Here is a 19,408-nt window from a genome sequence, read left to right as displayed (position 1 = left end):
ATTAGGAGCGGTTTCAGTCACCGAATACGTTTACCAGGCAAAACTGCGCTTCGTTGAGCCCATTCCAGTCAGCCAGGGCGAAGGCCGGCATGCATTGACCGCCAAGGCCCAGCATTCGTTCGCGTAGCCTGTGTTCATGAGCGCTGCCACGCTCATAGGCGAAGCACAGGATGAAATACCCGCTGTCAGCCCATTGCGTGCCCTCAGCGCCCTTGATCTTCTGTATGTCGGCTTCCCAGGCGCTTTGCTGCTCGCCTGGCTTGTTGGTCCAACCGTTACCTGCCCAGGCCGTTTTGATTTCAATGGCTACCCGGGTCTTACTAGTACCACAGACTGCGTACAGGTCGCACCGGCCACGATTACGTTGGTAGCTCGCCTCAACATGCACCAGATAACCCGCCTCGCAAAACGAGCGGTACAACGCGCATTTGATCTGGTCCTCCTTGGGCTTGACGTCAAACCGCTCGCGTTCGGCAATCGACACATAGTCTGCCTGCGCATACCTCAATCCCTTTTCAATCAACCCTTGTACCGACATGTAGATCTCCCTGATGACGTGTGTGGCTGGATCAGCCGTCAGTGTATTCGCATCCCCGCAGATGTCAGGCATGATCAACGGCGCATGCTTTAGCCCTTTAATGCCCAGCGGAGCCGACATTGCCCACCCCCCGCCACTTCAGCCAGAAAACCAGTACCAGCAACATGCTGAACCTCAAGCACCCGCAGGCCTCCACGTCACCGGCCTATCGGGTCGGTTTTTTGCTGTTGGAGAACTTCTCCATGGCCAGCTTTACCGTGGCCATGGATGTGCTGGTGACGGCCAACCTGTTGCAGAACGAGCTGTTCGTGATTACCCCGCTGTCGTTGGGCAGCGAACGGGTCATCAGCGACCTCGGGCTGGAAGTCTATGCCGCCGGGCTGGCGCGCAGCAGCCTGGATAACCTGGACATGCTGGTGGTGTGCGGAGGCTTGCGCACACCGCTGAAGTACCCGGAGCTGGACCGCCTGCTTGGCGACGCCGCCAGTCACGGCCTGGCCCTGGGCGGGCTATGGAACGGTGCGTATTTTCTTGGCCGCGCCGGTGTACTGGCCGGGTACAGCTGCACCATCCACCCCGAACAACGGGCCAGCCTGGCCGAGCGCAGTACGCAAAGCACCATCACGCCTGCGAGCTATGTACTGGACCGCGACCGCTTGACCGCAGCCAGCCCCAACGGCGCGCTGGAGTTGATGCTGGCGCTGCTCAAGCTGCAACAGGGCGAAGCGTTGGCAGCTGGCGTCGAAGAGATTCTGGCGTTCTCCGGCGCGCGTTTCCGGCGGGTCGATAGCAGCTCGAAAAAGTCCATGAGCGCGCCGCTGCGTACCATTGTCGAGTTGATGGAAAACAACCTGGAAGAAACCCTGAGCCTGGATCAGTTGGCCAGCTACAGTGGCCGCTCAAGACGCCAGATCGACCGCCTGTTCCAGGCACAACTGGGCACCTCACCCAGTCGCTATTACATGGAACTGCGCATCACCAAAAGCCGGCGCCTGTTGCAGTACTCGGACTTGCCGCTGATGGACGTGGCGATTGCCTGCGGCTTTGTTTCGGTGTCGCACTTCAGCAAGTGCTACAGCGCTTATTTCGGCTATCCGCCTTCCCGTGAGCAGCGGCTGGGCGAATAACCTCGGCGGTTGCTGTTGAGGTTCAGGCCACCCTCCACCATCAACACCAGCATTGCCAGCCAGATGGCGATGTAGGTAGGCCATTGCGCCGCAGCAATGCTCTCACCCAACAGGATCGACGCCAGTACCAAGAAGATTGGCTCAACGTAAACCAGCAAGCCGAACAGGGTCAGGTTAAGGCGTGGCCCCGACAGCGCTTGCAAGGCCAACGCCGAGGCACTGATCGCCCCCAACCCCAACACCAGCCACGGCAAATTTGAACCACTGGCTGCAACGCTGAGCACCACCCCACCTTTGACCACCAGCCACAGGCTGACCGGCAGGCTCAGGCTCATGTCGAACCACAGCCCGCCCATGTTGTTGCTGTCACTGACCCGACGCAGCCAAAAATACAAGGGATAGCCCAGCCCCACGACCAGTACCGGCCAGGTAATCGCCTTGGCAATCGCAATCTGGTTGATGATGCCCACGGCCGCCAGCGCACAGGCCAGCAACTGCAGGCGGCTGATGCTGTCATTGAAGGCCAGCCGACCGACCACCACCATGGTCAGCGGCATGAGGAAATAGCCTAAGGAAACATCAAGGCCATAACCATTGATCGGTGCCCACATGAACAACCACAGCTGCACCCCCAGCAGCGCCGCCGACACCAGGCGCACCGCCCAGAACAGGCGTTCCTCGAACAGCCGCTGAAACAACCGGCGCACTTCGTGCCAGTGACCGCTGGCCAGCACCATCAAGGTCAGGCAGGGTACCGTCAGCAATATTCGCCAACCGTAGATCTCTTCACCGCCCAATGGCTCAAGCAGATGGGTATAGGCGTACATCACGGCAAACAGCAGCGATGCCAGGACGTTGAGCACGACGCCCAGAGAGGCATTGGCGGTGGTGGGCTGGCGCATTGCGTTGTCCTTCACGGGAGGGCTTGGAGAGGTGATAATTTATTGCGTCACGCCTGAAAAGTGCCCTCGATTTTCACCCCAAAAATGAGAAATTTTTGCACATGAAGCCTGCCCTGGATGACTTCGATCTCGCGTTGCTCAACCTTTTGCAACAGGACAACAGCATGCCCCTGCGCGAGCTGGCCGAGCAGGTGCATCTCTCCAGCGCATCGGTGCAGCGGCGCATCCAGCGGCTTGAAAACGCCGGGGTGATCCAGGCCAATGTGGCGGTGGTCGACCCGGAAAAAGTGGGCCAGGTGATTACTTTGATGGTCGAGGTGCATGCCGACCGTACCCAGTCGGCTGACCTTGAAGTGATGAAGCAGGCCTTTTGCGGGCCTGAGATCCAGCAGTGCTATTACGTCACCGGCGATGCCGACTTCATGCTGGTGCTGACCGTGGCGAGCATGAGTGAATTTCAGGCCCTGACGCAGCGGTTGTTCCATGACAACCCGAACGTGAAGTGGTTTCGGACCATTGTGGTGCTGGAGCGGGTGAAATCGACTCTGCAGGTAGCGATTCGGTAGGAGCGGCGGCGACCCAACTTGCCTCGCGATTGCAGTGTGTCAGACACATAGAATCGCGGGGCAAGTCGGGTCGCCGCACCGCCGCTCCTACAGGTTAGTTTTGTTCCAGGGCTTGGCGCAGTTCGTCGGCTGAGGCGAACTCTCGCTGGCTGACGACCTGTCCTTTGTCCAGTTGCAACCACAGTACCTTGTCTTCGGCACCGGCATAGCGCGCGGCCACACTGCCCTCGCGGTCGAGCAGCACGCGGTAGCTGTAGTCACGCATGGCCGGGATGGCGAAGAGTTTCGAGATCAGCGCCGGCATACGCTGGATGTCGGCGACAAACACGGCGTTGCGCGCTTCCAGGTAGCCCTTGGGACGATCGGCCAGGGCCGCTTTAACCAGCTTGGCACCGTCCATGTTACGTGCCACCAGCAAGATACGGGTCTGGTCATTGAGGCTGTAGGCCTGGTCATGCTGGTCGAGCAAGGTCCAGGGCTCCAGGCGGTCGCCAACTTCGACGGCCTGGGCCAGCAACGACGACACGCTGAAAAACAGGGCGATCAGGTATTTCACGAGTGACCTCGGTGTAGGTTAAGTGTTGATGCGGCGTAGGGTAGGCGAATTCAGCCCTGTAAGCATTCACTAATCAAATACCGGGTATTTCAACATTTAATTTGTGGATGGCACAGCCTTGTCTATATCGTGTCCATGCCTCCCCCCGCAGAGCCAGCCGGCGCTGCCAGGCACGGGGACACAACAACAAGTCGAGACTGTCCATGTCTAAATCTTCTTACTACGCCCCTCACGGTGGGCACCCAGCTCAAACCGAGCTGCTGACAGACCGTGCCATGTTTACCGAAGCCTATGCCGTGATCCCTAAAGGCGTGATGCGTGACATCGTCACCAGCCACCTGCCGTTCTGGGACAAGATGCGCATGTGGGTTATCGCCCGTCCGCTGACCGGCTTCTCGGAAACCTTCTCGCAGTACATCGTCGAACTGGCGCCAGAAGGCGGCAGCGAGCGTCCTGAGCTGGACAAGAACGCCGAAGCGGTACTGTTCGTTGTCGAAGGCGAAGTCGATATCACCCTGCAAGGCAAGCCTTACACCCTGAAAGAAGGCGGCTACGCCTTCATTCCGCCGGCTGCCGAGTGGAGCCTGCGCAACAACAGCGGCAAAAACGTCACCTTCCACTGGATCCGCAAGCACTACCAGGTGGTTGAAGGTCTGGCGCTGCCGGAAGCGTTCGTTACCAACGAGAAAGACATCGAGCCGATCCCGATGCCAGGCACCGACGGCGCCTGGGTCACCACGCGCTTCGTCGACATGGCCGACATGCGCCACGACATGCACGTCAACATCGTGACCTTCCAGCCAGGCGGCGTGATTCCGTTTGCGGAAACTCACGTGATGGAACACGGCCTGTACGTTCTGGAAGGTAAAGCGGTGTACCGCCTGAACCAGGACTGGGTTGAAGTCGAAGCCGGTGACTTCATGTGGCTGCGCGCCTTCTGCCCGCAAGCCTGCTACTCCGGCGGCCCAGGCCCGTTCCGCTACCTGCTGTACAAAGATGTAAACCGTCACATGAACCTGGTGCTGAACCCTCAGCGCTAAGTGGCACAAAAAAGCCCGCCCTCACCGGCGGGCTTTTTGCTGGTGGGAGCGGGCTTGCCCCGCGATCGCAGTGTGTCAGTGAAGAGGGATCGCGGGGCAAGCCCGCTCCCACCGGCCTATGCTGTTTGCACTTGTCGGTGGCTGTGGAGCCTGTGCGATGAAGCCTCGGTACCTGTACAGCGCGCTGCTGCTCATGTTGCTCACTGGCATCGCCCACGCTGAGGCCTGGCACCTGGCAAAGGACGAAGATGGCATTCAGGTGTACCTGGATGACGTGCCGGGCTCGAAGTATCAACGCTTTCGCGGCGTCACCCTGATCAAGACCGATGTGCGCACCTTGAGTGATCTGCAGGAAAATCTGCGGGTGGCCTGCAAATGGCTGTATGGCTGCAAAAGCATGCGCCTGCTGGACGTCGAAGGCGACAGCACCTGGGTGTACCTGACCACTGAGCTACCCTGGCCGGCCAGCCCCCGCGACATGGTGATTCAAGTGCAGACTGAACGTACCGATGACGGCCTAATCCGTCACCTCAGCGCCGTTTCCGGTAAAGTCGAGCGCCAGCCCGGGCTGATCCGCGTCACTCAGCTCAAAGGCCTCTGGACCCTGATCGCCAAGGGTGAGCAGCTCACTGAGGTGACTTACCAACTGGAGGCCGAACCGGCCGGCGATATTCCTTCATGGCTGGCCAATCAGTTCGTCATCGATGCGCCGATGGTGTCGCTACGCACCTTGCGCGCAGTTGCCGAGCGCCAGGGGCTGCGAGCAGCGCCCGACGAATGACTACACCTCATGGGCCTGCAGCAACCCGGCCAACACCCCGGCAAGTTCCTTGACCATCGGGTCGGCGGTGGGACGATGGACGATAACAATCTCGTAGCTGTCGATCACTGGCAGGCCGTTCTGCGTACCCAATACCGCGTGTTCGCGAGTAGCCGCACGGGGCGGCAGCAGGCTGATGCCCATGCCATCGGCGACCGCCGCCTGGATGCCACTGAGGCTGGAACTGGTGAAACTGATACGCCAGCGCCGGCCCATGCTTTCGATGGCGTTGATCATGTCATCGCGGTACAGGCCGCGAGGTGGAAAGGTCACCAAGGGGATCGGATCGAGGTCGATCGAAGGAGTGCTGGCACTGTCGATCCACTGCAGCTCTTCCGGCCAGCAGGCGACGCCTTCGCGGCTGTTACGCCGCTGCTTGAGCAGCACCAGGTCCAGCTCACCGTTGTCGTAGCTCTGGCTCAAGTCACGACACAGGCCGCTGGTGACCTCCAGCTTGACCTGCTGGTACTTGCGGTTGAACGCCGACAGCGCATTGGTGGTGCGCCCGCCAACAAAATCTTCCGGTACGCCCAAGCGCACCGTCACTCCCACCGTGGCACCGGCCAGGGCTTCAAGCATCTGGTCGTTCAGCGCTAGCATGTGCCGGGCGTAGCCGAGCAGGGTCTGGCCGGCATCGGTGGGCAATACATCGCGATTGCCCCGCACCAGCAAGCGATGGCCCACCATGTCTTCCAGGCGCCGCACCTTCTGGCTCACGGTCGACTGCGTGGAATGCAGGCGTGCGGCGGCGGTGGTAAAGCTGCCGCAATCGGCCACCACGACAATCGCCCGAAGCAGGTCCAGATCGAACAACGACCTATTCGGTTTTACACTGATATCCATGTAAATATTTAACTTCTAAATAGGAAGTACGATTTCTATCATGCCGCCAACCACTCGACAACAAACGGAGACAAGCGGATGCGCCTGGCACACTTCAAGGTCTTGCTTGCATTCATGCTGGCCATGATGACCTCACTGACTGCCAGCGCTGAAGGCGCAGTACTGGAAAGCCAGCTGAGGGAAGCGGCAGAGAGCGGCAACGCCGAACGCATCCGCAACCTGCTTGCCCAAGGTGCTGCACTCGAAGCCCGGGACGCACGAGGCCGCACGCCCCTGCTGCTGGCGACCCAGCGCAATCAGGTGGACGCTGCACGGGTGTTGATCGAGGCGGGTGCCGACGTCAATGCCAAGGACAACATTGACGACAGCCCGTACCTGTATGCCGGCGCGCGAGGCTTGAACCAGATCCTCGAGCTGACCCTGGCTCATGGTGCCGACCTCAAAAGCACCAACCGCTACGGTGGCACGGCCTTGATCCCGGCAGCCGAGCGCGGGCACGTCGACACCGTGCGCACGTTGATTGAGGCAGGTGTCGATGTGAATCACCTGAACCGCCTGCACTGGACGGCACTGATGGAAGCCATCGTCCTCAGTGATGGCGGCCCGCGGCATGTGCAGATCGTCGAGATGCTGGTGCAAGCCGGGGCCGATGTGAACATTACCGACAAGGACGGGGTGACGCCGTTGGCCCATGCGCGGGCCCGGGGCTATTCGGCGATGGTGAAGATTCTGGAGAATGCATCGCGGGGCAAGCCCGCTCCCACTTCCCCGCGATAGGCCTCACCCCTGATCGATCTTGGCTGGCGGTTGCGGCGCTTCGTCAGCGTTCACCGAGCGCCGGAATCCCTTGATCGACTCGCCCAGGTCGCTACCCAGGGTTTTCAGGCGCTTGCTGCCAAACACCAACACCACCACAACCAGCAGAACCACCCAGTGTTTCCAGTCGAACACTCCCATGCTCCACCCTCCTTCGCTTATTCGATGGCTTCGAACGGCAGGCCCACGTAGTTCTCGGCGATGTTGACCAGACCTGCGTGCGAGTTGAAGAAGTACTCTCGGTCAGCCTGCTGCATCTTCTGGTCCCAGGCGTCTTTTTGCTCACCGAAGTCGTGCAGCAGGTTGGTCATGAACCAGCTGAAGCGCTCGCCTTTCCACACGCGGCGCAAGGCCAGCTCGGAGTAGGTGTCGAGTAAGTCGGTCCGGCCTTCGCGATAGACCTTGACCAGGATGCGGTACAGGTAGCAAACGTCCGAAGCCGCCAGGTTCAGGCCTTTGGCGCCGGTTGGCGGGACGATATGGGCGGCGTCGCCGACCAGGAACAGCTTGCCGTACTGCATCGGCTCGACCACATAGCTGCGCAGCGGCGCGATGCTCTTTTCCAGGGCCGGGCCGGTCACCAGACGCTGGCCAACCTCTTCAGGCAAGCGCGCCTTGAGCTCATTCCAGAAGCGCTCATCAGACCAGTCATCAACATGGTCGGTCAGCGGCACCTGCAGGTAGTAACGGCTACGCGTCAGCGAGCGCTGGCTGCACAGCACGAAGCCACGCTCGTGATGGGCATAGATCAGTTCGTGGTTGACTGGTGGGGTGTCAGACAACAGGCCCAGCCAGCCGAAGGGGTAAACGCGCTCATAGTGGGTGAGTACCGACTCTGGAATGCTCTTGCGCGCCACACCGTGGAAGCCATCGCAACCGGCGATGTAGTCGCAATCGATGCGGTGGGTCTGGCCATCTTTCTCATAGGTGACGTAGGGCTGCTCGCCCTTCATCTCGTGCGGCTGAACATTGTCGGCGGCATAAATGATCGGTGCGCCACTGGCCGCACGGGCGTCCATCAGGTCACGGGTGACTTCGGTCTGGCCGTAGACCATGACGGTCTTGCCGCCGGTCAGCGCCTTGAGGTCGACACGAATGCGTTTGCCACCGACCAGCAGTTCCACGCCATCGTGTACCAGGCCTTCGGCGTCCATGCGGTCGGACACCCCGGCTTCGCGCAGCAGGTCGACGGTGCCTTGTTCCAGCACCCCGGCGCGGATGCGGCCGAGTACGTAGTCGGGGGTCTGGCGCTCGATGATGACGTTGTCGATACCGGCCTTGTGCAGCAGTTGGCCAAGCAGAAGGCCCGAAGGCCCGGCGCCGATAATGGCTACCTGAGTTTTCATTGTTTTCGTCTCGCTAGGGGCTGCAGGCGCTTGGAGCTGAGCGTGCCGGCAGCTATTGTTGTTATGTGCCCCTGCATTTTTGCTGACAAAAACCGGATAAAAAGGTGATATTCCGCCGATAAATTGCACTTTTATAAATTTGGTTCGATTATCGGACAAGCCGTCAATTGCTTCAGTCTCCCTGGATTGCCCATCATGAAACGCTCCAGCCTGCCGAAAATCCCGGTGTTCAAGCTGTACGGCGAAAGCCAGGCCTGGCCAACGCCTGACCTGCTGCACTGCGAATCGATCCCCAAACGAAGCAGCCTGCACCACTGGGAAATCAAGCCGCACCGGCATGCCGATCTGTTCCAATTGCTGTACGTGCGGCGCGGTCAGGCACAGATCGAGCTGGAAGGCCGACGCAGTGTGGTGCGCGAAGCGGCGATTCAGGTCATTCCACCGATGACCGTGCACGGTTTTCAGTTTTCCGAAGACATCGATGGCTATGTACTGACCCTCGGCGCCCCGCTGGTTGCGCAACTGGAAGCACAACTCGGTGCACCGCTGACCGTGCTGGCCTCGGCTGGCTGCTATCGCCTGGGCGCCGACCAGCGCACCTTGTACACGCTCATCCGTGTGCTGCATCAGGAATACGAAGGCAGCGCCCCGGCGCGTGACTTGCTGTTGCACTCACTGGTGACGTCGCTGATGGTCTGGATCAGCCGTCGCAGCCAGGCCATCAGCCCGTCGGGCAATCGCGACGAACGCAACCAGCAACTGCTGGCGCGCTTTATCAAACTGGTCGAGCAGCATTACCGCGAACACCTGTCGGTCGAGTTGTTTGCCCATCGTCTGGGTATTTCCACTGTGCAACTGAACACACTGTGCCGGGAACTGGCCGGGCAGACTGCGCTGCAGATCATTCACCAGCGCGTACTGCTCGAAGCCCGGCGCAGCCTGATTTACACCAACATGACCATCAGCCAGCTATCCGACAGCCTGGGTTTCAGTGACCCGACTTATTTTTCGCGGTTCTTCCGGCGCCTGTGCGGGCAGACGCCGAATGCCTTTCGCCAGGCCGGTGTCTCCTGATCGCGGGGCAAGCCCGCTCCCACAGCGGCCGGTGGGAGCGGGCTTGCCCCGCGAAAAAGATTCTGACTTTTCCGCAACCTGCAGAAATTTCTTAACAATTCCCTCCGCCCGACCACCAGCCCCAACCAACAACAAACGCAACCTATTGATATATAACGCTTTAAATCCTGGCACGCATTTTGAGAGAGGCTGCCCAGGCGTCGCTGCACGGCGCCAGCCCCATAACAATAAGGTTGACCCTCTCATGTTCAAACACGCCCCGCTGCACCTCGCTACCAGTCTGTTGCTGTGCGCCTCTGCCTGGCAGGCGCAGGCCACTGAAGGCGGTATTTCCTCATGGCCCATGGGTATCGAGATTTACGGCATGGGTATCCTGCCGCCACCGGGTACCTACGGCCAGATTTTCGTCGGCAACTACCTGGCCGACAGTCTGCGCGACAACAGTGGCGCCAAGGCTGCCGATATCGACCTGCGCGTTACCACCCTGGTCCCACGTTTTGTCTGGGTAACCGAACAGAAAGTACTCGGCGGCGATCTGGGCTTCCATGCCCTGCTGCCGTTGAACGACATGCGCCTGAACGTCAAAGGTGGCCCGCACGATCACAAGCGCGGCATCGGTGATGCGCACCTGGGGCCGGTGATCGGCTTTCATCCCAGTGAAAAACTGCACATCGCCACCGGTGTCGATTTCGTCCTGCCCACCGCCAGCGAATACGACGAGGACGACCTGATCAACCTCGGCAACAACTACTACACCGTGCAAGGTGTGCTGGCGATGACCTACCTGGACCCGGCCGGCCTGAATGCCGATGTGCGCCTGATGTACGACTACAACTTCGAAAACCGCGCCACCAACTACCAGTCAGGCCGCGAATTGCACGCCGACTACACCCTCGGCTGGGGCCTGGGCAACGGCTGGGTGATCGGCGTCGGCGGCCACGCCTATCAGCAGGTCAGCGACGACAAGTGCAGCGCTGCCGACTGCTCAGCGGCGGCCCTGGTCGACGCCACCGACGGCAACCGCGGCCGCTCGTTCTCCATCGGTCCCGCCGTGCAGTACAGCAGCAAGCAAGGCTGGATGTTCAGCGCCAAATGGCAAGACGAATCCGGCGTACGTAACCGCGCCGAGGGGCAAACCTACTGGCTCAAATTCACCACAGCACTGTAACCGGTAACCGGTGGTACAGGTCAGCTCCCCTTGAGCCGGTAGCTGACCTGCGCACGGCTCATACCGAGCATCTGCGCCGCTGCCGTGACATTACCACCCGAGCGCTCCAGCGCCAGGCGCACCAGGCGCCGTTCAATGTCCTCCAGCGACGTGCCCAGCACCCGCTCCTGCCCGGCAAAGAACGCCTGCAGGCTGGCCAGCTCAGGCGCACTGGCATCCGCTGATTCCGGCGCATCTTCAGTGACTGGCGGGCGTGCCTGCGGTTGCGCCGTTTCGACGGCCAGACGCCCCTCACCGGTCAAACCGATGGCCGACTCCATCAATGACGCTCCCGCTTCCGCCAGGTGCACCACATCGATCACCTCTCCATCGCTGGCGGCGATCACTCCACGCTCCACCAGGTTCTGCAATTCGCGGATATTGCCAGGGAAACGGTAGGTCAGCAGCGCATTGACCAGGCGCATGCTGAATCCCGCCAGTTGGCGGCCATGGCGTTGACTGAAGCGATGCAGGAAGTAGCTCATCAGTAACGGGATGTCTTCACGGCGCTCGCGCAGCGGTGGCAAGTGAATAGGGAAGACGTTCAGGCGATAGAACAGGTCTTCACGAAAACGCCCGGCTTCGACCTCGCGGCGCAAGTCCAGGTTGGTGGCGGCAATCACCCGCACATCAACCTGAATCGCCGAGGTGCCACCGACCCGCTCGATCTCGCCTTCCTGCAAGGCGCGCAGGATCTTGCTCTGGGCATGCAGGCTCAAGGTGCCGATTTCATCGAGAAACAGCGTCCCGCCATTGGCCCGTTCGAAACGCCCCGGGCGCGAACGCTCGGCGCCGGTAAAGGCGCCGCGCTCAACCCCGAACAGCTCGGCTTCGATGAGGTTTTCCGGCAGCGTTGCACAGTTCAGCGCCACCATCGGGATGTGCTGACGGCGGCTGGCCTGGTGCAGCGTGTGTGCGAACAACTCTTTGCCCACCCCCGACTCGCCGGTCAGCAACACCGTCGCCTGGGTCGGCGCCACCCGCTGCAACAACTGGCTGGCGGCGACGAAGCTGGCGGAAATCCCCACCAACTGTTTGGCATCGGTCGGCACCTCCAGCTCTGCCACCCGGGTATCGACCGCCGAGGTATAGGTGCTGCGGCTGAGAAAGTCACCAGGGTCGAGGTAGGCCAGATCGACATCGATGTCTTCCCACTGCTCGGCCGGCTTGCCGACGATCCGGCAGGCGGCATGGCCCATCGCCCGGCACTGCAGCTCACGAAACACCACCAGGCGACCGAGCAGCGAGGAGGCATAACCACTGGCATAGCCGATCTCCATCCAGCAGGCGGGCTCGCCACCCAGGCCATAGGCGGCGATGTGCTCATCCACTTCCAGCGAGTTGTGCCAGAGAAACTCCGAGTAGAAATGACCAACGCTTGAATCGATCTCGAAGCGCACCACCTCGACATTGACCATGCCTTCGAGCATGTGCAGGCGTGGCCCTGCGCTGTAGAGGCTGGCGTGATCACCCTCGGGCCATTGCTCGCTGACCTGCGCGGCATCGCGGGCACCGGCTTGCCAGCCGATGCGGGTAAGCAGACCGCGGGCCTTGTCCAGGCCCAGCGCCTCGATCAGTTCGCGGCGGATTGCGCCGAAGGCTGAGCCTTGCAGCAGCATCATGCGCTGGCCACACAACCAGATACTGCCGTCTTGCGGAGCAAAGGCCACCGACTGCGCCAGTTGTTCGGCCGAGGGCAGTCCGCTACTGCCGAACTGGCTGGTACGGTCGACGATCAGGCTTTTCTGACGGCCCAATACCTGTTTGAAAAAGTCTTCATCCACGGCGCGGCCAGCTTTGCCAGGCTTTGTAGTTGTCATAGGCAATATCAACGGCAGAAGTTAAGCCTGCAGTATGCCCCCCACTGCCGCCGGGTCAATTAGCCAGTCAGCCTAGGGCCGCCCTGAACTGCCTTAGTGGCCGATTACCGCCCGGATTTTGCAATCGCCGGCCAACGTCGAGCTTTCTGCAATCGGCGACTTCTCTGCATAAAAATTCGCACCTGCTCTCTGCACATTGCTGTGCTCGAATCACAAAATATCCATATCTATTTGTTTTTATTGGTTTTTCTACACAAAGCCGGAGGTGGCACGATAGTTGTTATGGGCTGTTCATCGAAACCCTTTCGACACAACAAGAGAGAAGCCGATGACCCCTACCCGCCCTGCCTACCAGAATCTTCACCTGCAGCCGTTGGCCGGACAATGGCGTGCGGGCAGCGCCGAGCGTTCGCTGACGGTGCTCGACCCGTACAACCAGCAACAGCTGCTGGAGATCCCCTTGGCCAACCGTGACGACCTCGACGCGGCCTACCACCGTGCGCATCAGGTCCAGACCGAATGGGCCGCGCAGTCGCCTGCAGCACGCAGCCAGGTGATGCTCCAAGCCGTACACATTTTCGATGAACGCCGCGAAGAGATCATTGACTGGATCATCCGCGAATCCGGCAGCACGCGGATCAAAGCCCAGATCGAATGGGGCGCCGCCCGCGCCATCACCCTCGAGTCGGCGAGCCTGCCCAGCCGCGTGCACGGGCGTATCGTCAACTCCAATGTGCCCGGCAAAGAAAGCCGTGTGTACCGCAAGCCGCTGGGGGTGATCGGGGTGATCAGCCCGTGGAACTTCCCCTTGCACCTGACCGCACGCTCCCTGGCACCGGCCTTGGCCCTGGGCAACACCGTGGTGGTCAAACCGGCCAGCGACACCCCGGTCAGCGGCGGTCTGCTGCTGGCGCGCATCTTCGAAGAAGCCGGCTTGCCCGCCGGGGCGTTGAGCGTGGTGGTGGGTGCCGGTGCCGAGATCGGCGATGCGTTTGTCGAGCACCCGGTGCCAGCCTTCATTTCGTTCACCGGCTCCACCCAGGTCGGTCGCAACATCGGCCGCATCGCCAGCGGCGGTGAGCACCTCAAGCATTTAGCGCTGGAACTGGGCGGCAACAGCCCGTTCGTGGTGCTGGCCGATGCCGATGTGGAACAGGCGGTCAATGCCGCGGTGGTGGGCAAGTTCCTGCACCAGGGCCAGATCTGCATGGCGGTCAACCGCATCATCGTTGAACAGCCGCTGCTCGAAGCCTTCACCCAGCGCTTTGTCGAGCGGGTCAAAGCCCTGCCCTGCGGCGACCCGAGCCTGCCTGGCACGGTGATCGGCCCGGTGATCAACGCCCGCCAGTTGGCCGGTCTGCAGGAAAAAATTGCCACGGCACACGCCGAAGGCGCCCAACTGCTGCTCGGTGGCGAGGCCCAGGGCAATGTGCTGCCACCGCATGTGTTCGGCAATGTCAGCGCCGATATGGACATCGCTCACGAAGAGATCTTCGGTCCGTTGGTGGGGATCCAGGCCGCACGCGATGCCGAACATGCCCTGGAGCTGGCCAATCGCAGTGAATACGGGCTGTCCAGCGCAGTGTTCAGCGCCAGCCTGGAGCGTGGCGTGCAGTTCGCCCAGCGCCTGCATGTCGGCATGACCCACATCAACGACATCCCGGTCAACGACGAACCCAACGCGCCATTCGGCGGCGAGAAAAACTCGGGCCTGGGCCGTTTCAACGGCGACTGGGCCATCGACGAGTTCACCACTGATCACTGGATCAGCGTGCAACACCAACCGCGTCACTACCCGTTCTGATTGCTACGCCTACACCCGATAACAATAAGGAGTCCGCAATGTCCCTACTGCCCAAGCCCCAGGCTGTGCGACGGACCATCACCAGTTGCCTTGCCCTACCGTTGATTGTGCTTGCCGGCACGGCCGCCGCCGATGGCGATGGCGTGTGGAAAGGCGGTGAAAATGTCTATGCCAAAGTCTGCGGCCATTGCCATGAAGGCCAGGTCGGCCCGCAGATCACCGGCCGGCAATTGCCACCTGAGTACATCAGCGCCGTGGTACGCAACGGCTTTCGTGCCATGCCCGCCTTCCCGGCCTCGTTCATCGACGACAACGCCTTGCGCCAGATGGCCGAGTACATTTCCAAATCGCCTGCGCCAGCGGCCAAACCCTGAGGGCAGTGTGATGATGAATGTCGAACGTCGTTCGCTGCTCAAGGGCATGGCCCTGGGCGGCCTGGCCGGTGCTGCCCTGGGCAGCTCCAGCCTGAGCCTGGCCAATAGCGTGCTGGGCCCATCAAGCCAGCCGCACGCTGCGAGCCTGGCGATTGTCAGCGCGCAGGTTGCCCGCAGTGCCTTCGTCCACGGCCTGCAGGCCAGCCCGGCTACCCCTGAGCTACAGATCATGGCCAGCGGCCTGGACCTGGCGCAGCTACAAGGCCTGCAACAACGCCTGAGCAGCGGCCAGCCCCAGCGCCTGATCGGCCTGGTCGACGATGCCAGCGCCGCGCTGATCATCGACCTGGCGCGCAGCGCCGGCGCGCGCGTCCAGTGGCTCGGCCAACACAGCGCCAGTGCCGGGCACTCCCGTCATCGCCTGCTCAGTGCCCAGACCGCACACGGCTGCGCCTTGCACCTGGGGCAGCAGCTCAACCGCTGCGGCCATGGCTTCGAGCTGCACGAGCAGCGCCTGCACAGCCCGGCGCCGGCCTTGCAGCTGACCTCGGCCAATCGCCAGGGCGGTGACCAATGGGCCGCCACCCTGGGTTACGCCCTGGCGGTGCTGGGCAGCACCGACACCGGCCAGGCCCCGCTGATTGCCCGCCGCGCACCGGCACTGACCGGCACCTACGTGTCGTTCTCGATCCACGTCTGAAGGATTCCAACATGAGCCAAGCAACTGCCACTCCCTTGCTGCCTCGCGGCGTCGATGCTGCCCACTTCGAGCAAGCCCTTGCCCAGTTCCGTGCCCTGCTGGGCGAGGACAATGTGCTGGTCAAGGATGAACAGCTGATCCCTTACAACAAGATCATGATGGCCGTGGACAACGCCGAACATGCCCCCGCCGCTGCCGTCACCGCGACCACGGTGGAACAGGTGCAAGGCGTGGTGAAGATCTGCAACCAGTTCAAGATCCCGGTGTGGACCATCTCCACCGGGCGTAACTTCGGTTACGGATCGGCCGCACCGGGCCAACGCGGCCAGGTGATTCTTGACCTGAAAAAAATGAACAAGATCCTGCATGTCGACCCTGAACTGTGCACCGCGCTGGTCGAGCCGGGGGTGACCTACCAGCAGCTTTACGACTACATCCAGGAGCACAAGCTGCCGCTGATGCTGTCGTTCTCGGCGCCTTCGGCGATTGCCGGACCGCTGGGCAACACCATGGACCGCGGTGTGGGTTACACCCCTTATGGCGAACACTTCCTCATGCAGTGCGGCATGGAAGTGGTGTTGGCCAATGGCGACGTCTACCGCACCGGCATGGGCGGGGTCAAAGGCGACAACGCCTGGCAGGTGTTCAAGTGGGGCTACGGCCCAACCCTGGACGGCATGTTCACCCAGGCCAACTACGGTATTTGCACCAAGATGGGTTTCTGGCTGATGCCCAAGCCACCGGTGTTCAAACCTTTCGAAATCAAGTTCGACAACCCGTCGGACATTGCCGAGATCGTTGAATTCATCCGCCCGCTGCGCATCGCCCAGGTGATCCCCAACTCGGTGGTGATCGCCGGTGTGCTGTGGGAAGCGTCGACCTGCAATACCCGCCGCAGTGATTACACCAGCGAGCCGGGTGCCACCTCCGACGCGATCCTCAAGCAGATCCAGAAAGACAAAAACCTCGGCGCCTGGAACGTCTACGCCGCCCTCTACGGCACCCAGGAACAGGTCGATGTGAACTGGCAGATCGTCACTGGAGCCCTCAAGCAATTGGGCAAGGGCCGTATCGTCACCCAGGAAGAAGCCGGTGAAACCCAGCCGTTCAAGTACCGCGCACAGCTGATGTCAGGCGTGCCTAACTTGCAGGAATTCGGCCTGTACAACTGGCGTGGCGGTGGTGGTTCGATGTGGTTTGCGCCGGTCAGCCAGGCACGCGGCAGCGAGTGCGACAAACAGCAAGCGCTGGCGAAAAAGATCCTCAACAAACACGGCCTGGACTACGTCGGTGAGTTCATCGTCGGCTGGCGCGACATGCACCATGTCATCGACGTGCTGTACGACCGCAGCAACCCGGAAGAAACCCAACGCGCCAACGCTTGTTTTGCCGAGCTGCTGGATGTGTTCGAGCAAAACGGCTACGCCGTGTACCGCGTCAACACCGCGTTCCAGGAGCGCGTTGCGCAGAGCTATGGCCCGGTCAAACGCAAGGTCGAGCACGCGATCAAACGCGCACTGGACCCGAACAACATCCTCGCCCCGGGCAAATCCGGGATCGACTTGAACAACCCGTTCTAAGCCCTTGCTAGCCCGCCAGGTTGCACCTGGCGGGCGACTTTCGTTGACAGGAACACCGATGATCGACAAACACCTGCTCACTGCCTGCGCCTTGCTGCTGGCTGCCCCGCTGTGCCTGGCCGAAGGTGACGCCACCCAGGGCAAAGCCCTGTTCAATGGCCAATGTGGTTTCTGCCACAGCACCGAAGCCGGCAAACACCTGATGGGCCCAAGCCTGCATGGCGTGGCCGGCAGTGCTAGCGCCCAAGTTGCGGGCTTCAACTACTCGGCAGCACTCAAAGGCAGCCAGCTGCGCTGGGATGACGCCAACCTCGACCGCTGGCTGACAGGCCCGGCCACGGTGGTACCAGGCAACATGATGATGTTCCCAGGACAAGCCGACGCCCAGGCCCGGCGCAACCTGATTGCGTACCTGAAAACCCTCAAGTAATACGCTGGCGTGCTGCTGCACCACGGCAACAGCACGCCGCTTCTACCCTTCGACTGCGCCAACAGGATCTATAATCACGGCTCATTTGCCGTTGGAACCTCTGATGTCGCAATCGCCCGCCACACCGAAACCCCGGCGTTTTCTTCCGCAAGCCTGCGCACGCCCACGGCGCATGGTGATCCTGTGTTTTCTCATCGCCTTTGCCATCACCCTGGTGCTTGCCGGGCGCCAGTACTACCAGCTGCAACAACACGAATTGCAAGTGCGCGAGCATGGTCTGCAGCTGCAGGCGCTGGCCATCGAAACGGTGGTATTCAGTGGTAAAAACCAGCTGCAATTTTTGCGCAACATCGCCGAGCGGATGTTGATCGAAGCGCACAGCCAGCCGCAAGTGCGCCACACCGACGTCATCACCTCGGCCCTGCGCAACAGCCAGCAACCGCTCTGGGGGCTGGCGGTGCCGAAGTCCGATGCGCCGGTGCGCGCCATCAGCGATGCCACGGCGGCAGACATCCCCGGTCTGAGCCGCGACCCCCAGCAGTTGCAAGAAGACCTGCACTTGTCACGGGTCATGAGCCAGCTGCTGCCCGCGCAGATTCAGAGTGAGCCCGTCCTGGCGCGGATCATGTTCCTCGCCACCTCCGGCGTGGTAGTCGCCTACCCTGCGCTCAGGGATGAGCAACTGGAGCCGATTCTGCGCAAATTCACCAGTTCGCCGCTGATGGAACTGAACCGGGCCAATATCGAAGACCTCGACATCGCTTTCTATCCGTTGCCCGACAGCAACCTCGGCACCATGCCGCATGTGCTGCTGAGCACGCCGGTGTACCTCAATGCCGTGATGCGCGGCGCACTGATCTACGACGTACCGCAGACCAAGTTTCAGAGCTTTCTCTACCAGTCCACGCGCAGTGACGAACAGCATGCCCTGATCGACGATGAAGGCAAGCTGGTTGCTTCCAGTGACCAGGTGTTCAAATCGCCCAGTGAAGACTGGCTGTCGAGCCTACCGGCCTCCAAGGTGCGCATCACCGTGCCGATGCTGTTTCAGCGCGACCATGGCACGCTGAAACTCGAAGAGGGTTACTTGCAGTTCCGTGAACTGCAAGGCATTGACCTGATGCTGGTCAACTACATCAGCACTGGCGACTTGCGCACGGCGGTGAACCAGCAGATCGACGTGCTGTTCTTTGCGATCTGGTTGCTGCTGGCGTTGTTGATGTTTTTCACCCTGTACATCGTTGATCGCCTGTTCAAAGGCCAACTGCGCCTGAACCGTCAATTGCGTGAGATGGGCCTGGTCGATGGCCTGACCCAACTGGCCAACCGCCGGCGCTTGCAATCGGACTTCGGCGGTTTGCTCCGGCGTCTGCGCGACGATCAGCCGGTGGCGTTGTGGATGCTCGACATCGACCGCTTCAAGAACATCAACGACACCTGGGGCCACAGTGCCGGTGACGAGGTGATCAAACACCTGGCCACCTTGTGCCGGGCGCTGGTGCGCCCGCAAGACCTGGTGGTGCGCTATGGCGGTGAAGAGTTCTGTGTACTGATGCCTGACACCACGTTGGCCGATGCCACGCAAATCGCCGAGCGCTTGCGAGTCGCTACCGCACAGTCAGTCTGCGTGCCCGAAGCGGGCACGCTGCTGGCCGGTGCGCCGTCACTGGAGGTTCACCTGACGGTTTCCATCGGCGTGGCGGAATTGCGCAGCGATGGCTGCGAGGGCCTGGAAGACCTGGTCGCCACGGCAGACCGGCGCCTGTACGCCGCAAAAACAGGCGGCCGAAACCAAGTCATCAACCACGACTGAAACCGCCAGTAGGAGCGGGCTTGCCCCGCGATGCGATGTGACAGACAGATCG

The 19,408-nt window shown here is 61.3% G+C and carries 20 protein-coding genes; 13 read left to right on the top strand and 7 right to left on the bottom strand.

Going from position 1 to position 19,408, the window contains the following annotated elements; genetic code table 11:
• Positions 1 to 13: 13 nt before the first annotated feature.
• The gene (locus ACP6KB_RS10545) at positions 14 to 658 is read right to left on the bottom strand and encodes a hypothetical protein (protein WP_442113654.1); all 645 of its coding nucleotides are present in this window, start codon (positions 656 to 658) and stop codon (positions 14 to 16) included.
• On the opposite strand from ACP6KB_RS10545, the gene ACP6KB_RS10540 reads away from it, so the two are divergent.
• Positions 658 to 1,665, top strand: coding sequence for a GlxA family transcriptional regulator (locus ACP6KB_RS10540; RefSeq protein ID WP_442113653.1), 1,008 nt, complete (start codon positions 658 to 660; stop codon positions 1,663 to 1,665). The two genes, ACP6KB_RS10545 and ACP6KB_RS10540, sit on opposite strands and share 1 nt — an antisense overlap.
• Here ACP6KB_RS10540 and rarD read toward each other — a convergent pair.
• Positions 1,629 to 2,567 (bottom strand): EamA family transporter RarD, encoded by a 939-nt coding sequence (gene rarD, locus ACP6KB_RS10535; RefSeq protein WP_442113652.1) that lies wholly within the window; start codon positions 2,565 to 2,567, stop codon positions 1,629 to 1,631. The genes ACP6KB_RS10540 and rarD overlap by 37 nt on opposite strands.
• Before the next feature lie 101 nt (positions 2,568 to 2,668).
• On the opposite strand from rarD, the gene ACP6KB_RS10530 reads away from it, so the two are divergent.
• Entirely contained in the window at positions 2,669 to 3,133 is a 465-nt protein-coding gene (locus tag ACP6KB_RS10530) for an Lrp/AsnC family transcriptional regulator (RefSeq protein ID WP_442113651.1), read from the top strand.
• 94 nt (positions 3,134 to 3,227) lie between these two features.
• On the opposite strand, the gene ACP6KB_RS10525 is transcribed toward ACP6KB_RS10530, so the two are convergent.
• Complete coding sequence (locus ACP6KB_RS10525) at positions 3,228 to 3,689, bottom strand: FAD/FMN-containing dehydrogenase (protein ID WP_442113650.1); 462 nt, start codon at positions 3,687 to 3,689, stop codon at positions 3,228 to 3,230.
• Positions 3,690 to 3,892: 203 nt separating this feature from the next.
• On the opposite strand from ACP6KB_RS10525, the gene ACP6KB_RS10520 reads away from it, so the two are divergent.
• The gene (locus tag ACP6KB_RS10520) at positions 3,893 to 4,729 is read left to right on the top strand and encodes a bifunctional allantoicase/(S)-ureidoglycine aminohydrolase (RefSeq protein ID WP_133212404.1); all 837 of its coding nucleotides are present in this window, start codon (positions 3,893 to 3,895) and stop codon (positions 4,727 to 4,729) included.
• 157 nt (positions 4,730 to 4,886) lie between these two features.
• A complete protein-coding gene (locus ACP6KB_RS10515; RefSeq protein ID WP_442113649.1) occupies positions 4,887 to 5,510 on the top strand; it encodes an START domain-containing protein in 624 nt (207 codons plus the stop codon).
• On the opposite strand, the gene ACP6KB_RS10510 is transcribed toward ACP6KB_RS10515, so the two are convergent.
• Positions 5,511 to 6,392, bottom strand: a complete 882-nt coding sequence (locus tag ACP6KB_RS10510) for a LysR substrate-binding domain-containing protein (protein ID WP_442113648.1) — start codon at positions 6,390 to 6,392, stop codon at positions 5,511 to 5,513.
• A gap of 114 nt (positions 6,393 to 6,506) precedes the next feature.
• Between ACP6KB_RS10510 and ACP6KB_RS10505 the strand changes: the two genes are divergently transcribed.
• Complete coding sequence (locus ACP6KB_RS10505) at positions 6,507 to 7,169, top strand: ankyrin repeat domain-containing protein (RefSeq protein WP_442114290.1); 663 nt, start codon at positions 6,507 to 6,509, stop codon at positions 7,167 to 7,169.
• A 3-nt stretch (positions 7,170 to 7,172) separates the two neighbouring features.
• Here ACP6KB_RS10505 and tatA read toward each other — a convergent pair whose 3' ends face one another.
• Both tatA and pobA read right to left on the bottom strand, forming a co-directional pair.
• Positions 7,173 to 7,349, bottom strand: coding sequence for a twin-arginine translocase TatA/TatE family subunit (tatA, locus tag ACP6KB_RS10500; RefSeq protein ID WP_442113647.1), 177 nt, complete (start codon positions 7,347 to 7,349; stop codon positions 7,173 to 7,175).
• 17 nt (positions 7,350 to 7,366) lie between these two features.
• Positions 7,367 to 8,554: a 4-hydroxybenzoate 3-monooxygenase gene (pobA, locus tag ACP6KB_RS10495; RefSeq protein ID WP_442113646.1), complete on the bottom strand. Its 1,188-nt coding sequence runs from the start codon at positions 8,552 to 8,554 to the stop codon at positions 7,367 to 7,369.
• Positions 8,555 to 8,749: 195 nt separating this feature from the next.
• Here pobA and ACP6KB_RS10490 point away from each other — a divergent pair, with 195 nt between their 5' ends.
• Together ACP6KB_RS10490 and ACP6KB_RS10485 are read left to right on the top strand one after the other, a co-directional pair.
• On the top strand, positions 8,750 to 9,628 hold the full coding sequence (locus tag ACP6KB_RS10490; protein WP_442113645.1) for a helix-turn-helix domain-containing protein: 879 nt from the start codon (positions 8,750 to 8,752) through the stop codon (positions 9,626 to 9,628).
• A 244-nt stretch (positions 9,629 to 9,872) separates the two neighbouring features.
• Complete coding sequence (locus tag ACP6KB_RS10485; protein ID WP_442113644.1) at positions 9,873 to 10,796, top strand: SphA family protein; 924 nt, start codon at positions 9,873 to 9,875, stop codon at positions 10,794 to 10,796.
• 20 nt (positions 10,797 to 10,816) lie between these two features.
• Here the strand turns inward: ACP6KB_RS10485 and ACP6KB_RS10480 are convergent, their stop codons facing one another.
• Positions 10,817 to 12,655, bottom strand: a complete 1,839-nt coding sequence (locus tag ACP6KB_RS10480; protein WP_442113643.1) for a sigma 54-interacting transcriptional regulator — start codon at positions 12,653 to 12,655, stop codon at positions 10,817 to 10,819.
• Between the two features lie 328 nt (positions 12,656 to 12,983).
• On the opposite strand from ACP6KB_RS10480, the gene ACP6KB_RS10475 reads away from it, so the two are divergent.
• From ACP6KB_RS10475 to ACP6KB_RS10450, 6 genes are all read left to right on the top strand, one after another.
• Complete coding sequence (locus tag ACP6KB_RS10475; protein ID WP_442113642.1) at positions 12,984 to 14,459, top strand: aldehyde dehydrogenase family protein; 1,476 nt, start codon at positions 12,984 to 12,986, stop codon at positions 14,457 to 14,459.
• Between the two features lie 38 nt (positions 14,460 to 14,497).
• On the top strand, positions 14,498 to 14,833 hold the full coding sequence (locus tag ACP6KB_RS10470) for a c-type cytochrome (protein ID WP_442113641.1): 336 nt from the start codon (positions 14,498 to 14,500) through the stop codon (positions 14,831 to 14,833).
• 10 nt (positions 14,834 to 14,843) lie between these two features.
• Positions 14,844 to 15,533 (top strand): hypothetical protein, encoded by a 690-nt coding sequence (locus ACP6KB_RS10465; protein ID WP_442113640.1) that lies wholly within the window; start codon positions 14,844 to 14,846, stop codon positions 15,531 to 15,533.
• Positions 15,534 to 15,544: 11 nt separating this feature from the next.
• A complete protein-coding gene (locus ACP6KB_RS10460) occupies positions 15,545 to 17,113 on the top strand; it encodes an FAD-binding oxidoreductase (RefSeq protein WP_442113639.1) in 1,569 nt (522 codons plus the stop codon).
• A gap of 58 nt (positions 17,114 to 17,171) precedes the next feature.
• A complete protein-coding gene (locus ACP6KB_RS10455; RefSeq protein ID WP_442113638.1) occupies positions 17,172 to 17,543 on the top strand; it encodes a c-type cytochrome in 372 nt (123 codons plus the stop codon).
• 103 nt (positions 17,544 to 17,646) lie between these two features.
• A complete protein-coding gene (locus ACP6KB_RS10450) occupies positions 17,647 to 19,356 on the top strand; it encodes a diguanylate cyclase (protein WP_442113637.1) in 1,710 nt (569 codons plus the stop codon).
• The last annotated feature ends 52 nt before the right edge of the window (positions 19,357 to 19,408 follow it).

It is taken from the genome of Pseudomonas sp. NUPR-001 (assembly GCF_052147955.1).
Classification (GTDB): Bacteria; Pseudomonadota; Gammaproteobacteria; order Pseudomonadales; family Pseudomonadaceae; genus Aquipseudomonas.
Note: the sequence above shows the minus strand (reverse complement) of the source record. Positions and strands in the feature narration are given on the sequence as shown.

Bases quoted from the DNA above. Each gene is read 5' to 3' on its own strand.
- ACP6KB_RS10545 (WP_442113654.1), bottom strand. From the start codon at position 658: ATGTCGGCTCCGCTGGGCATTAAAGGGCTAAAGCATGCGCCGTTGATC.
- rarD (WP_442113652.1), bottom strand. From the start codon at position 2,567: ATGCGCCAGCCCACCACCGCCAATGCCTCTCTGGGCGTCGTGCTCAAC.
- ACP6KB_RS10530 (WP_442113651.1), top strand. From the start codon at position 2,669: ATGAAGCCTGCCCTGGATGACTTCGATCTCGCGTTGCTCAACCTTTTG.
- ACP6KB_RS10520 (WP_133212404.1), top strand. From the start codon at position 3,893: ATGTCTAAATCTTCTTACTACGCCCCTCACGGTGGGCACCCAGCTCAA.
- ACP6KB_RS10515 (WP_442113649.1), top strand. From the start codon at position 4,887: ATGAAGCCTCGGTACCTGTACAGCGCGCTGCTGCTCATGTTGCTCACT.
- ACP6KB_RS10510 (WP_442113648.1), bottom strand. From the start codon at position 6,392: ATGGATATCAGTGTAAAACCGAATAGGTCGTTGTTCGATCTGGACCTG.
- ACP6KB_RS10505 (WP_442114290.1), top strand. From the start codon at position 6,507: ATGCTGGCCATGATGACCTCACTGACTGCCAGCGCTGAAGGCGCAGTA.
- tatA (WP_442113647.1), bottom strand. From the start codon at position 7,349: ATGGGAGTGTTCGACTGGAAACACTGGGTGGTTCTGCTGGTTGTGGTG.
- pobA (WP_442113646.1), bottom strand. From the start codon at position 8,554: ATGAAAACTCAGGTAGCCATTATCGGCGCCGGGCCTTCGGGCCTTCTG.
- ACP6KB_RS10490 (WP_442113645.1), top strand. From the start codon at position 8,750: ATGAAACGCTCCAGCCTGCCGAAAATCCCGGTGTTCAAGCTGTACGGC.
- ACP6KB_RS10485 (WP_442113644.1), top strand. From the start codon at position 9,873: ATGTTCAAACACGCCCCGCTGCACCTCGCTACCAGTCTGTTGCTGTGC.
- ACP6KB_RS10480 (WP_442113643.1), bottom strand. From the start codon at position 12,655: ATGACAACTACAAAGCCTGGCAAAGCTGGCCGCGCCGTGGATGAAGAC.
- ACP6KB_RS10475 (WP_442113642.1), top strand. From the start codon at position 12,984: ATGACCCCTACCCGCCCTGCCTACCAGAATCTTCACCTGCAGCCGTTG.
- ACP6KB_RS10470 (WP_442113641.1), top strand. From the start codon at position 14,498: ATGTCCCTACTGCCCAAGCCCCAGGCTGTGCGACGGACCATCACCAGT.
- ACP6KB_RS10465 (WP_442113640.1), top strand. From the start codon at position 14,844: ATGATGAATGTCGAACGTCGTTCGCTGCTCAAGGGCATGGCCCTGGGC.
- ACP6KB_RS10460 (WP_442113639.1), top strand. From the start codon at position 15,545: ATGAGCCAAGCAACTGCCACTCCCTTGCTGCCTCGCGGCGTCGATGCT.
- ACP6KB_RS10455 (WP_442113638.1), top strand. From the start codon at position 17,172: ATGATCGACAAACACCTGCTCACTGCCTGCGCCTTGCTGCTGGCTGCC.
- ACP6KB_RS10450 (WP_442113637.1), top strand. From the start codon at position 17,647: ATGTCGCAATCGCCCGCCACACCGAAACCCCGGCGTTTTCTTCCGCAA.